The 12895-nt window shown below is 62.9% G+C and carries 11 protein-coding genes and 1 pseudogene; 7 read left to right on the top strand and 5 right to left on the bottom strand.

Annotation, left to right across the window (positions count from 1 at the left end):
• The first annotated feature begins 5 nt into the window (after window positions 1-5).
• On the top strand, window positions 6-977 hold the full coding sequence (locus tag ACZ46K_RS28070; RefSeq protein ID WP_054805464.1) for an aldo/keto reductase: 972 nt from the start codon (window positions 6-8) through the stop codon (window positions 975-977).
• Between the two features lie 305 nt (window positions 978-1282).
• Here ACZ46K_RS28070 and ACZ46K_RS28065 read toward each other — a convergent pair whose 3' ends face one another.
• From ACZ46K_RS28065 to ACZ46K_RS28045, 5 genes and pseudogenes are all read right to left on the bottom strand, one after another.
• The gene (locus tag ACZ46K_RS28065; RefSeq protein ID WP_464745987.1) at window positions 1283-1414 is read right to left on the bottom strand and encodes a hypothetical protein; all 132 of its coding nucleotides are present in this window, start codon (window positions 1412-1414) and stop codon (window positions 1283-1285) included.
• Window positions 1415-1493: 79 nt separating this feature from the next.
• The gene (locus ACZ46K_RS28060; protein ID WP_054809790.1) at window positions 1494-3044 is read right to left on the bottom strand and encodes an ABC transporter substrate-binding protein; all 1551 of its coding nucleotides are present in this window, start codon (window positions 3042-3044) and stop codon (window positions 1494-1496) included.
• Window positions 3045-3103: 59 nt separating this feature from the next.
• Window positions 3104-3913: pseudogene (locus ACZ46K_RS28055) on the bottom strand (TauD/TfdA dioxygenase family protein).
• Window positions 3914-3976: 63 nt separating this feature from the next.
• Window positions 3977-4594, bottom strand: a complete 618-nt coding sequence (locus ACZ46K_RS28050) for a hypothetical protein (RefSeq protein WP_054805467.1) — start codon at window positions 4592-4594, stop codon at window positions 3977-3979.
• 190 nt (window positions 4595-4784) lie between these two features.
• A complete protein-coding gene (locus ACZ46K_RS28045; protein WP_054805468.1) occupies window positions 4785-5405 on the bottom strand; it encodes a TetR/AcrR family transcriptional regulator in 621 nt (206 codons plus the stop codon).
• Window positions 5406-5625: 220 nt separating this feature from the next.
• On the opposite strand from ACZ46K_RS28045, the gene ACZ46K_RS28040 reads away from it, so the two are divergent.
• The 6 genes from ACZ46K_RS28040 (at window position 5626) to ACZ46K_RS28015 (ending at window position 12890) form a co-directional block, all read left to right on the top strand.
• Window positions 5626-6459 carry a mycofactocin-coupled SDR family oxidoreductase gene (locus ACZ46K_RS28040; protein WP_054805469.1) on the top strand — a complete coding sequence of 278 codons (834 nt, stop codon included), beginning with the start codon at window positions 5626-5628 and terminating at the stop codon, window positions 6457-6459.
• A 39-nt stretch (window positions 6460-6498) separates the two neighbouring features.
• Window positions 6499-7968 (top strand): aldehyde dehydrogenase family protein, encoded by a 1470-nt coding sequence (locus tag ACZ46K_RS28035; RefSeq protein ID WP_464745985.1) that lies wholly within the window; start codon window positions 6499-6501, stop codon window positions 7966-7968.
• Between the two features lie 71 nt (window positions 7969-8039).
• Entirely contained in the window at window positions 8040-9590 is a 1551-nt protein-coding gene (locus tag ACZ46K_RS28030; RefSeq protein ID WP_054805470.1) for an ABC transporter substrate-binding protein, read from the top strand.
• A gap of 173 nt (window positions 9591-9763) precedes the next feature.
• Window positions 9764-10957: a thiolase family protein gene (locus ACZ46K_RS28025; RefSeq protein WP_464745983.1), complete on the top strand. Its 1194-nt coding sequence runs from the start codon at window positions 9764-9766 to the stop codon at window positions 10955-10957.
• 5 nt (window positions 10958-10962) lie between these two features.
• Entirely contained in the window at window positions 10963-11964 is a 1002-nt protein-coding gene (locus tag ACZ46K_RS28020) for a TIGR03619 family F420-dependent LLM class oxidoreductase (RefSeq protein ID WP_054805471.1), read from the top strand.
• On the top strand, window positions 11961-12890 hold the full coding sequence (locus ACZ46K_RS28015; protein ID WP_464745981.1) for a DUF7065 domain-containing protein: 930 nt from the start codon (window positions 11961-11963) through the stop codon (window positions 12888-12890). Before ACZ46K_RS28020 ends, ACZ46K_RS28015 begins: the two co-directional genes overlap by 4 nt.
• The last annotated feature ends 5 nt before the right edge of the window (window positions 12891-12895 follow it).

Here is a 12895-nt window from a genome sequence, read left to right as displayed (position 1 = left end):
GCAACGTGAAATACATCCGACTCGGCAACAGTGGCCTGCAGGTGTCCCGGCTCGCGCTGGGGTGCATGAGCTACGGCACTCCCGGCGCCGGCCAACACGCATGGACTCTCGGCGAGGACGACGCCACGCCGTTCATCCGCACGGCTGTCGAGGCGGGCATCAACTTCTTCGACACCGCGAACAGCTACTCGGGTGGCACCAGTGAAGAGATCCTCGGGCGTGCACTGAAGGAATACACCAAGCGCGAGAATGTCGTGATCGCGACAAAGGTATTCGGTCGAGTACGGTCGGGCCCCAACGGAAGTGGCTTGTCGCGCAAGGCGATCATGACCGAGGTGGATGCGAGCCTACGACGCCTGGGCACCGACTACATCGATCTGTACCAGATCCACCGCTGGGACCCTCGAACCCCGATCGAGGAAACTCTCGAGGCACTGCACGATCTCGTGCGGTCGGGTAAGGCCCGGTATGTGGGCGCGTCGTCGATGTACGCGTGGCAGTTCTCCAAAGCGCTGTACACGGCCGACCTGCACGGCTGGACCCGCTTCATCTCGATGCAGCCCCATTACAACCTCCTCTACCGCGAGGAGGAGCGCGAGATGCTGCCGCTGTGCGAGGACCAGAGCGTCGGAGTGCTGCCGTGGAGTCCGCTCGCCCGTGGCCGCTTGACCCGGACATGGAACACGACCAGCGCGCGCACCGAGAGCGACGAATTCGGTAAGGGTCTGTACGGAGACGACGACAAGCCGATCGTCGATGCAGTCGGCCGCATCGCGGACGAACGGGGCGTGGAACGAGCACAGGTAGCGCTCGCGTGGGTACTGAACCGGTCGGCCGTGACAGCACCGATCATCGGCGCCACCAAACCTAAGCACCTCACTGACGCGCTGGCCGCGCTGGAGTTCGAATTGACGGATGAGGAGTGCGCGGCACTCGAATCCCCGTACCATCCGCGGACGGTCGCAGGCTTCGCCTGAGGGCTCCCGTCACATTCTCGAGATGGCGAGGGCACAGCAGGCGAGCGACGTGATCACGGCGAGTGTCGCGATGGCGACCATGGTGGGCCACATGCTGCCCACGCCGATTCTGCGGTTAGTGCCTTTCGGGAAGCGGCGAAGCCCACGCTGCAGACAGCAGCGGCGAGGATCGAACCGACGGCGAGACCCGGGAGGCCGTGCCGGAGTGCGGCGAAACTGGTTGTAGCGCAGGTTAGTAACATCACCAAGGCCGGTGCGTTGCCAAGCCAATGCGGTGCGCTGGGGCTGGAGCCCCGGATCGGATGTCATGCCGAGTGCAGCGTGGAGGCAGCCACGAAGACTGCCAAGCTCAGGGACACGATGACGATCCCTGCCACCACCCACGGAAGGGGGAAGCGGGGCGGGTGGGTCTGGGTCATGTCACTGCCCTGCGTCATCGCACAGGAGAATCGGGATTCATCACCGGGGTCGATGGATGAATCCCGGTTCGGGGCAAAACTTTCGAGTTGATCAGCGTCAGTTCGTCATTGCGAGATAGCGGGGGTCGTAGGGTCCCCACGTCGTCGCGTAATCCATTTCGGGGCTGAAGCCGACCACGTTGTCTTTCATGATCCACTGGTACTCGATCCAGACGATCGGTGCTGCGAGGGCCTGCCCGACGAGATAACGGTTCAGTGCGACAGCGGCGGTCTCACGCTCCTCGGGCGATCGTCGTGAGTCCACTGCCATAGCGCGCAGTTCGGTGTACTCGGGTGTCACGCCGCCCGGGTTCAGTGCGGCTTCCCAGCGGAACGGTGCGCCGCCGGCAAGGCTGGTCCCGACGGAGGAGAAGTGCAGGAACGCCGACGCTCCGCCGGCACCGAACGCCGACGTGCCTTCGAATGCGTCGACGATTCGTGGTTCGAACGTGATGCCTGCCTCGCTGAGTTGCTCGGCGAGAACATCCGCGAGACCGGGTGTGATCGCGCTCGAAATCAGGACGGTGCCCAGATCGATACCGTCGGGGTGGCCCGCTTCTGCCAGTAGTGCCCGCGCTGCCTCGGGGTCGTAGTCGTAGAACCCGTCGAGCGATTCGTCGTAGCCGGCCAGTCCCTCGGGTGTGTATTGGTAACGGGCTTCGGAGCCAGGGTACAGCGCTTCTACGATTGCTTCGCGGTCGTAAGCGTGATTGATGGCCCGTCGAACCCGGATATCATCGAGCGGTTCCTTGCCGGTATTGAAGTAGAGTTCGACGCCGGTCCCCTGCAGTACGGGCACCGTCGTCAGCCCGTCGCGACCCTCCAACGCGGCCACGTTGCCCGGCTGGAACGAGCCGATGTCGATCTGGCCGCCTGCCAGCGCATTGGTGTATGCCTGGAAATCGGGAATCACGATGTATTCGAGGCCGGCCAATTGTGCGGCGTCGGCGTCCCAGTAGTCCTCACGGTCGCGCACAAGGGTAAGACGCTCTTGTGGCGCATAGCTTTCCACGCTGTATGCACCGGATCCGTTCGGTTCCGTCGCAGGATCGCCGTTCGCGACGAGATCGGGATGCATCATCATCCCGGCCATGCCGGCCAGCGCTTCTGGGATCGCGGTCGTCGGGGTAGTGAGATTCAGGGCAACGGTGTGGTCGTCGACCACGGTCACCGCTTCGACGGGTTCCATGAGTGTGTGAACAACAGGGCTCTGTAGGGTCCGTGCACGGTCGAGATTTACCTTGACGACCTGTGCGTCGAGCGCTGTTCCGTCGCGGAAGGTGACATCGTCGCGGAGGGCGAGTGTCAAGGTGCGCCCGTCGTCGCTGTACTCCGACGACGTTACGAGCATGCCCTCGACATCGCCTGTGGAGCTGATTGTGAAGAGCCGGTCGTAGATCGCGGCGAGCCCGAACTTGAACGAGGCGAGTTCACTGGCTGCCATGTGGGGATCGAGCGAGTTGGTTCCCTGCGTGCCACCTATGCGCAGCACCGCGGAACGGTCGATCGCGCCCGAATCCGTGGTCGCGCTCGAACTGCTACTGCAGCCGGCGACGATTCCCGCGAGGAGGGCAGTCGCGGCCGTAGTGGCGAGTAGTTTACGAATCATCGATACCCTTCGAAGGCCATGAAGATGGCTTGTGTGCAGGACCCCGTCCCGACCGGTACTCATGCCGGCGTGTACTCGGCGACGGCGTCCAGCGGGGCTACCTTACGGACTTCGATGCGGTGAATCTTACGGTCGGCGGTGTAGTCGCCCACGGCGTAGTGCTGAACGTAATGGTTGTCCCAGATTGCGAGATCTCCTGCACGCCATTGCCAACGGCAGGTGAACTCCGGCCGCGTCGAGTGGGCCGCGAGGAAATCCAACAGAGCCTTGCTCTCGAGTGGATCCATGTCGGCGATGCTGCGAGTGAATAGATTGTTCGTGAACAGGGACCTGCGATCGGTCAGCGGATGACGGGTGACGACGGGATGTTGTGCGCACAATTCCGGACGATTGACGTGGGCGGAGTGATGCGCAGTCAACCCGTCGAGGTGTGCCTTCATGCGGTCCGATAGTGCGTCGTACGCCGCGACCTGGCTGGACCACATGGTGTCCCCGCCATGCGGAGGAGATACCTGCATGTGCAAGGTGGAGAACCGGACCGGCTCCTCCATTCACGTGACATCTGCGTGCCATTCGTGCGAGTAGGCGGCCAGTCCGTTGTCGGTGGAGATCACTCCGATCTCCGGGTAGCCATCGTCTGCCAGCGAAGCGATCAGTCCGGGGGTGTTGAACTCGCCGAAGATCGACGCGAATGCGCGGTGCTGTGCCGGATCGAGTGAGTCCGTATGCATCACGAGTACGCCGTGTGCGGCAAGAGCGTGCTCGAATGCTGTGGCGTCGTCGGCTGTCAGCGTCGTGAAGTCCGGTGGGTTGGTGATCTCCGCGCCGATTGCTCCGGACAGTGGACGAAGAGACAGTTGTATGGCCATTGTCGAATTCCTTAGTTCAGCCCTGGCGCGTATGTGACGGCCGGGGCGAGGGTCGGGGAGTCGCTAGTGGGGAAGGTGGCGTCGGGTGCGGTCGGAGACCGGTGCCGACAGCATGTGGACCAGGGAATCGAGCAGGTCTGAAATGAAAAACTCGAACGACACTGCCGTTCCTCGGAGCAGTTCGGCGCTACGCTGCTCGAGCACTGCAGGAAAGCTCGTGAGAAACGTTCGTAGTCGTTGCTGGACCACCGCAACGGGCAGCGGGACGAGGATTGTGCCGATCCGTTCGAGGCATTCGAGTGCAGAGCCATTGATGCGCGGGTCGAGATCGTAATACTGCTCCTGCACCAGGCCGGCCATCGTGATCTTTCGGAGAAACCCGACGTAGTGGCTATCGCCGTACTCGACGTCCTCCGCGAGCGGAAGCATCAGTGCGGAAACCAAAGCGTACAGATCGTGCCCGGCTTCGACGAGCAACTCATCGCGACGGGAATTGATCTGGGGCAGACGATACTCGAGAATCGAGCGAACGAGTCCTTCTCTGTCGCCGAAGTGATACTGCACCGCCGATCGGTTCGATGTGCCGGCGAGTCCGCATACCTCCTGCAGTGACATCCCGTCGAGACCGTGCACGGCGATGAGGTATTCGCCCGAGATGATGAGACGCTCACGTGTCGGCATGTCGGAGCTGGGATTGGGCGGGGAAAGTGGAGGAACGCTGGGTTTCATCGACGGATGCCCTCTGGATAGCCACTGCATTGAATAATACGGTGGTATTAACCTAGATGTGACGCGCGTAACTGTCAAAGTCCGTATTTGCAGGACCTTCTGCTGTGTACTCCGAGGTCCGGAATCGTCGTCGTCGATCCGGTCAAGGCGAGGGGTGCGGGGTTGCTGCCCTCATGATCACATCGACGAGAGGTTCGACGTGTGCTGCTGTGTCTTGTCGTGCGTCGTCGCGTTCGTCCAGAGACATCGAGAGAACGTGCACCAGGATGGAACCTACGAGTGCTTGCGCGAGAGGGCGAACAGGCACATCGGATGCGATTTCGCCACGGTTGATGGCCCGCGTGAAGACGGTGGTGATGCCGGCTCGGCTCGCCGCGGTAATTCGCTCCTGGAACGGGCCGAGCATCGTGGGGGCAGCGGTGAAGTCGACCGTGATACGCAGGGTTGCCCACCCGGTGGGGTCGAGGAAGTGACGGAGGTTCCGGGTTGCGACCTCTGTGAGATCGTCGCGAAGGTTACCGGAATCGGTTGTAGTGGCGAGCGGTAAGGCGACCGATTCGACGCTGGCAATGAGCAATTGCTCCTTCGTTGCCCAGCGACGGTAGAGCGCAGATTTGCCGACGCCGGCGCGACGCGCGACTCCCTGCATCGTGAACGAGGCCCAGCCGGTTCGGGCGTACTCCTCGAGCGCGGCAGCAATGAGACGTTCGCTGACGTCGGGGTCGCGCGGACGCCCGGTTGGTCTTTGCTGCTCGTCGGGCATTGCTCCTCATTCCGGATGTCGAACTATATCCCTCGATCCTTACATTTTGCGCAGTGGTGGGAGCAACGCCCTTGCGGACTTCAAGCGTCCGTAATACTCTGTGACGTGCCTAACATCTTCATCTAGGTGATCCTCTGCGTCTTTGTCGAGGTGCGACGTGACCCTCGTACCACTTTGCGCGCACGGTCTGCCGGGCGCTTCCCCCTCCGAAAGGATTCTCTTGACCGATCTCGAAGGCAGAGTCGCATTCATCACCGGCGTCGCCCGTGGGCAGGGACGCGCGCACGCTGTCAAGCTGGCCTCGCTCGGCGCCGACATCATCGGTGTCGACATCTGCAAGGACATCGACTCGATGGACTATCCCAACGCCTCACGCGACGATCTCTACGAGACGATCCGGCTTGTCGAAGCCGAGGGCCGTCGAATGGTCGGTCGAGTCGCCGATGTGCGGGATCGTGCCGGGCTGGCCGCGGCGTTCCGAGAAGGCGCCGCGGAATTCGGCCGTGTGGACATCGTCATCGCCAACGCCGGCATCGTTCGCCTGACGCCGTGCGCCGACGAGGAACGCGAAACCCTGTGGCGTGACATCATCGATACCAATCTCACCGGTGCATGGAACACGGTCGAGGCCGCGTTGCCTCTCCTGCGCGAAGGCGGACGGGGCGGGTCGATCGTCCTCACGAGTTCGAGCGCCGGACTGAAGGGCACCGCATCCGATAGGGCCGGAGCCCAGGCCTACACCGCGGCAAAGCGGGGTCTGGTCGGGCTGATGCAGTCACTCGCGAATCAGTACGCGCCCGAGTGGATTCGCGTGAACACCATCCACCCCACCGGGGTTGTGTCCGGCATGACGATGAACGAAACGATGGAAAAGTTGTTCGCCGCTGCCGCCGCGGGCGAAAGCTCGGGGATGGCAAGCATGCAGAACGCACTGCCGATCCCGATCCTGCAGTCCGAAGATATCGCCAACTCCGTCGCATGGCTCGTGTCCGACGAGGCCAAGTTCGTGACCGGGGTTGCGCTGCCACTCGACGCCGGCTTCACCATCCGCTAGTACCGCACCCGAATTCCGAACACGACAACAGGAGCGATTGTGACCACTGCAGTAACGGATCTGACCCGCCCCGACGTTCACTTGCACATCGGCGCCGAACGATTGGCAGCGGGATCGGCCGGCACGTTCGATCACGTCAACCCGGTTACGGGCAAGGTAGACAAGGCCATTCCGATGGCGGGCCCGGCCGAGGTCGATCGCGCGGTGGCCGCAGCTGCGGAGGCATTCGAATCGTGGAGACGCACCGCTCCGGCGGAGCGGGCTCGGCTGTTGAATCGACTGGCAGATCTGATCGAGGCCAACGCCGAAGAGTTCGGCCGGCTGGGGGTGATGGACAATGGCACCGCATTGGGAACCGCTACGAACCTCGTGGGGAAGTCGATCGCGTGGACGCGGTACTACGCCGGATGGGCCGACAAGATCACCGCCGAGGTGACGTCGACGCTGACCGCCGACGGCGAATTCGGCTACACCCTGCGTCAGCCCTACGGGGTGGTGGGCATCATCATCACCTGGAACGGGCCGCTGATTTCTCTGGCAATGAAGATTCCTCCCGCGGTGGCCGCAGGCAATACCGTGGTGGTCAAGCCGTCCGAGCTGACGCCGTTCTCGGGGGAACTGTTCGCTGCTCTCGTTGTCGAAGCGGGCTTTCCGCCCGGTGTGATCAACATTCTGCCCGGCGATGCCGCGTCCGGTGCGGCGCTTGTCGAACACCCGCAGGTCAAGAAGGTTTCGTTCACCGGGGGGCCGGCCACGGCGTCGAAGATCCTTGCGGCGTGCGCGCCGACGATGAAGCCGGCGGTGCTCGAACTCGGTGGCAAGTCCGCCAACATCGTGTTCGAGGATGCGGACCTGGAGGCCGCGTGCGGGTTCGGCACGGTCATGTCGGTCGGTGCGATGTCCGGGCAGGGGTGTGCGTTCCCCACTCGTATGCTTGTGCAGGAGTCGATCTACGAGCAGGTCGTGGCCACCGTCAAGGCCATCGCCGAGCAGATCGTGGTCGGTGATCCGTTCGCGGAGGGGACCTTCGCCGGTCCGGTGGTCAACCAGGCTGCGTTCGAGCGGATCCAGGGTGTGATCGCGAAGGCGAAGGAGGACGGCGCACGGCTGGTCACGGGCGGTGAGCCGGCAGGGCTCGGCGGTGAACTCGCGGGCGGGTTCTTCCTGCAGCCGACGGTGTTCGCCGACGTCGACCCGCAGTCGGATCTGGCGCAGAACGAGGTGTTCGGGCCGGTTCTTTCGATCATTCCGTTCCGTGATGAGGCGCACGCGATCGAGATCGCCAACAGCACTCGGTACGGTCTGTCGGGTTACGTGCACACCAAGGATCTCAAGCGTGGTCTGCGGGTGGCGGAAGAGTTGGTCACCGGTGAGGTGTTGATCAACGGTGCGTCCAACCTCCCCGTGAACCGGCCGTTCGGAGGCCTCGGACTCAGCGGCCTCGGGAAGGAAGGCGGCAAGGCGGGCATCGAGGAGTTCCTCTTCACCAAGGGTATCGGGATCGCCTGACCCTTCGGCATCGAGCCCGGCTCAGATTCGAGCCGGGCTCGTTCGGCAATGTCCCTCAAAGGAGCGCATGGGTGAAAAGATACTACTGGACGAAAGCTGCGGTGATCGTGTGTACCGCATCGCTTCTACTCGTCGGATGTTCGAAGCCGACCGAGGATAATTCCGGTGTGGTGGATCCGAACGGTGTGATCCATGTGGCCAACGTGGCAGGCACCCCGAGCCTGGACCCTCACGCCACAACATCCGAGATTGTGTGGCTTCTCAGTACGATGCCGATGGTGTACGACCAGCTGTTCGCCATCGACGCTCAGGGCAATCCCAAGGGGCGTCTGGTGACCGATTGGTCGTACAGCGACGACGGACTCGCATTGAATCTCGTTCTGCGCGAGGATGTCGCCTTCCGTGACGGCACGCCCCTCGATGCCGCCGCAGTCAAGGCCAGCTTGGATCGCGCACGCACACTTGACACTCCGGTCGTGTCCAAACGCATGGCACCCGTGACCGCCGTGGACGTCACAGCGCCGTACGAGGTCAGGCTGACCCTCGACAGCCCGACGCCGACGATCCCGTACGTGCTGGCCGAGTGCGCCGGATTCATCATGCACCCTGACCTGATCGCAAACGGAGACCCCGCCACCGAGGCGAACGGGTCGGGCGCCTACAGCGTCGCGTCGTTCACACCGCGCGAGCGTCTCGAACTCGTTCGGGACAACGACGATTACTGGGATCCCGATGCCGCGCAAGTCGAGTCCGTGACCTTCGAAGCCATCGGCGACAAGCAGGCCTACGTCAACGCCGTGATCAGCGAGCAGGTGGACCTCGGCAACTACCAGAGTTACGGCAACGAGGTTGCAGGGCAGGACCACCTCGAAGTAGTTCAGGTGCCTACCGGTACCGGAGTGCAACTCGTGTTCAACCCCGATATCGAGCCACTCGGCAATCTCGAAGTGCGACAGGCGATCAACCACGCGATCGACCGGCAGACGCTCGTCGAAGCACTGATGCCCGGCTCCGAAGTCACGGAGCAGTACGCCCGCGAGGGCTTCGCTGGGTACGACCCGGAGTTGGCGGGCACATACGACTACGACCCCGAGAAGGCGAAGTCCCTGCTTGCCGAGGCCGGCCACCCCGACGGTATCGATCTGGGTGACATGCTGATCTCGCAGGCTATCGTCCCGGGCACGTCCGACGTCGTCGCGGAGCAACTCGCAGAGGTGGGGATCCGGATTCGGCCGATCGTCGTCGACCCGCAGACGATCGGCTCACAGTGGATGGAAGGACGCAATGCCTCGATGCTGACCTTTGCCCAGACCGGTACGGAGTTCAGCGCCGGCGCCGCCACTCGGTGGGGACCGAGATTCCAGCCCACGGGGATGCCGGAAGAGTTCACGCTGATGCTCGCCGAGGCCGCAGACAATCGCCTCGACGACGCCGAGCGCGCTGCGCGGTACCGGGATGTGAATCGCTATCTCGTGGAGCAGGCCATCGCGGCCCCGATAGTGTGGATCGACGACCAGTGGATAGTCAACAAGAGGGTGCAAGGGTTCAGTGCGGACAGTGATTACGCGGGCACAACGAGCCCGCTCGCGTGGGTTCCCCGCGGACTTGCCGTGACCGAATAGTCGATTTCGCGGGGCAGGGCAATCGTCCTGCCCCGCGGTCGTGATCTTGGATCAACGGAGACTCGTGTCGCACGATCTGGAGCTCGATATCCCATTGGCATATATAACTAAGTCGTCTATCTTGTGGTGTTAGTAGGCCGGTGTCTTCGCCACATGGATACTCAGGAGGAAATATGACTGAAGCAGTAATCGTCAGTGCCGTCCGCACGCCGATCGGCACCTCCTTCAAGGGCTCACTCACCGAAACAACACCCGCCGAGATGGCCCAACTCGTCATCACGGAAGCTGTCGCACGTTCCGGACTGGCACCCGGGATAATCGACGACGTCATACTCGCCGAGTCCAACTACGGAGGCGGTGACGTCGCCCGCTACGCGGCGGTCGAAGCCGGCCTGGTGCATGCTCCCGGCCAGTCGGTCAATCGGCACTGCGCGGGCAGTCTCACTGCAGTGCAGAATGCGGGCGGGTCGATCCGGTCCGGCATGGACCGTGCCGTCGTCGCGGGTGGAGTTCATTCGTCCTCGCTCAATCCCAGGCAGCAGCATCGCGTTCCCGGCACCGCCGACGAGTGGATCGACAACTGGATGAGTCCCGCACATCCGGACAGCCCCGAGGCCCCCAACCGCGACATGACCATCACCGTTGGATGGAACACCGCCCAGGAGGCCGGACTCACACGCGAAGACATGGATGCGTGGGCACTTCGCTCGCATGAACGCGCTGTCGCCGCGATCGACGCAGGACTGTTCGACGACGAGATCGTCCCTATCAAAGCACTCCAAAAAGACGGCTCGTCCCTCGTCTTCGCGGTCGACGAACACCCCCGGCGCGGTTCCACACTCGACAAGCTTGCGGCACTGCGGGTACTCCATCCGGAGATCGACGGTTTCTCCGTCACCGCCGGCAATTCGAGTGGCGTCAACGACGCCGCGGCGGCACTGACCTTGGTCGCCGACGACCTGGCCGCAGCCGAAGGCCTCACTCGACTCGCGACCGTGAGGGCGTGGGCCAACGTCGCCGTCGAACCCCGGCGCAATGGAATGGCGGCGGTCGAGGTCATCCCCAAGGTTCTCGATCGTGCGGGTCTGGCCGTGTCCGGTGTGGACCTGTGGGAGATCAACGAGGCCTTCGCCTCCGTGCCGATCGCGGCGTGCCGCACCCTTGGGATCGACGAGGACCTCGTCAACACCAGCGGCAGCGGTTGCAGCCTCGGGCACCCCATCTCAGCGTCCGGGGCTCGTATGCTCACCACTCTGGTCCACGAGTTGCGTCGTCGCGGCGGCGGTATCGGTGTTGCGGCCATGTGTGCGGGTGGTGGCCAGGGTGGTGCTGTGCTCATCGAGGTCCACGAACCCGAAAGGTTCTAGGACCGATGCAATTCACGCTGCAGTACCCCCTCGGGAACTCTGGTTCGGACCCACGCTTTGCCCAGCCGGAGACGGTGGCACGAGTCGTGCAGGCCGCCGAGCTCGCCGGGTTCACCGCTGTCGCAATGACGGATCATCCTGCACCCTCTCGTAAATGGCTGGAAAGTGGCGGCCACGCCAGCTTTGATCCCCTGACCGCACTGGCGTTCTGTGCAGCGGTGACCACGCGAATCCGACTCATGACCCACCTGCTCGTGTTGCCGTACCGGAATCCGCTGTTGGCCGCCAGGCAGATTGCCACTGTCGACCGGTTGTCGGACGGCAGGATCGACGTGGTTGCCGGACCGGGTTACCTGCGTTCGGAGTTCTCGGCTCTCGGCGTCGACTACGACTCTCGCGGAGCAGACTTCGACGAAGCTCTCGAGATCCTGAGCCGAGTATTCACCGATCCGGAATTCCGTTACGAAGGGAAACGATTCGCTGCTCGCGGAGTGGCTATCGAACCCGGTCCGGTCCAACTCCCGCATCCACCGCTCTGGATCGGAGGAAATGGGCGGCGAGCCCGACGCCGTGCAGCAGCGCTCGGCAACGGTTGGAGTCCCGTTCAGTTGGGTTCTGCCGGAGTTCGAACGACGGGAACGGTGTCCATGGATACCGACCAAGAGATGCGTAGTGCAATCGAAGACCTGGAGGGCTTGATCGGGAGTGCAGGGAGAACTCGCAGTGAAGTGACTGTGCAGCTGCAGTCCGCGAGGAGCTCCGACATCGCGGCACCGCACAGAGATCAACTCCGACAGCGAATCGGTGAGCTCGCGAATCTTGGTATCGACCAATTGGTCATGACCACTCCCGACAACGACGTCGAGCAGTGCATCGATGCGATCGAAGCAATCGGGAAAGAGGTTCTCGTGGAACAGGCCATGCCATCGGATCTGAATCGGAACGGGTCCGCGCAAGACACCGCTCTCGAGTCGAGTGGCGTTACAACCCGAAAGGCACCACAGTGACCTCGCTGGAATCACCGTTCACAGACACCGACGACTACCTTCATCCCGTGTCGGGGAGTTTCTACGAGAACGAGACCTTCTGGTTCTCGTTCTTCGTTCCGGAGCGCAATATCGGGGCGTGGATCTACACGGGTGTCAGGCAGAACGCCGGCATAACGCACGGCGGAATGTGGATGTGGGACGACACGGGCGTCGAGCCTTGGCAGCTGCCCTTCTACGAGAATTTCTCCGCGCTGAAGCTGCCCACGGTAGAAGGCAACGTATTGTCGATCCCAACGGGCGCGACGATTGAAGTGATCGATTCGGGCATGGTCTACGGCCTTCGCTACGACGATCGGAAACGCATCGACGTCGACTTGACTTTCCGTGGGCTCGAACAGCCGGTGCCGCTCCGTCACGGAACGCCACCGTATCCTGCGGCGTCGCACTACGACCAGATCGGTCACGTCACCGGACACGTACTGCTCGACGGTGAGCGCATCGCGGTCGATTGCTATGCGATGCGCGACCGTTCGTGGGGCGCGCGGACCGAACGGGGATACGGGCGGGTGGGATACACGTGGCTGGGCGATCGGGAGTGCAGTTTGCTGACATACTCGGCCCCGACCGCCACCAGCGACGATATCCACTCGGGGTACCTCCGCCGCGGCGAGGAGGTCACCAGTGTGGTAGCGGGGGACCGGAAGTTGGTGCGCAACAACATACATTCATGGGTGGAAACTCTCGAGATCTCCGTTGTGGACGAGAGTGGCACCGAAGTCGCTGCCACAGGTCGTGCCCGTAGCCGGATGATCCTGCCGGGGGCTACGAACATATGCATCAACACATTGCTCGAATTCGAGATCGAAGGTCGCACTGTCTACGGTGAGGATCAGGATGTGTGGTCCATCGACCTCTTCAGGCAGGCGCGTTCCATCAAACCGTAATCGAG

The sequence above is a fragment of the Rhodococcus sp. JCM 9793 genome (genome assembly GCF_055380405.1).
Note: the sequence above shows the minus strand (reverse complement) of the source record. Positions and strands in the feature narration are given on the sequence as shown.

Coding starts and splice junctions, on each gene's coding strand:
- ACZ46K_RS28065 (WP_464745987.1), bottom strand. CDS start 1,414: ATGACGCAGGGCAGTGACATGACCCAGACCCACCCGCCCCGCTTCCCC.
- ACZ46K_RS28060 (WP_054809790.1), bottom strand. CDS start 3,044: ATGATTCGTAAACTACTCGCCACTACGGCCGCGACTGCCCTCCTCGCG.
- ACZ46K_RS28050 (WP_054805467.1), bottom strand. CDS start 4,594: ATGCCGACACGTGAGCGTCTCATCATCTCGGGCGAATACCTCATCGCC.
- ACZ46K_RS28045 (WP_054805468.1), bottom strand. CDS start 5,405: ATGCCCGACGAGCAGCAAAGACCAACCGGGCGTCCGCGCGACCCCGAC.
- ACZ46K_RS28025 (WP_464745983.1), top strand. CDS start 9,764: ATGACTGAAGCAGTAATCGTCAGTGCCGTCCGCACGCCGATCGGCACC.
- ACZ46K_RS28020 (WP_054805471.1), top strand. CDS start 10,963: ATGCAATTCACGCTGCAGTACCCCCTCGGGAACTCTGGTTCGGACCCA.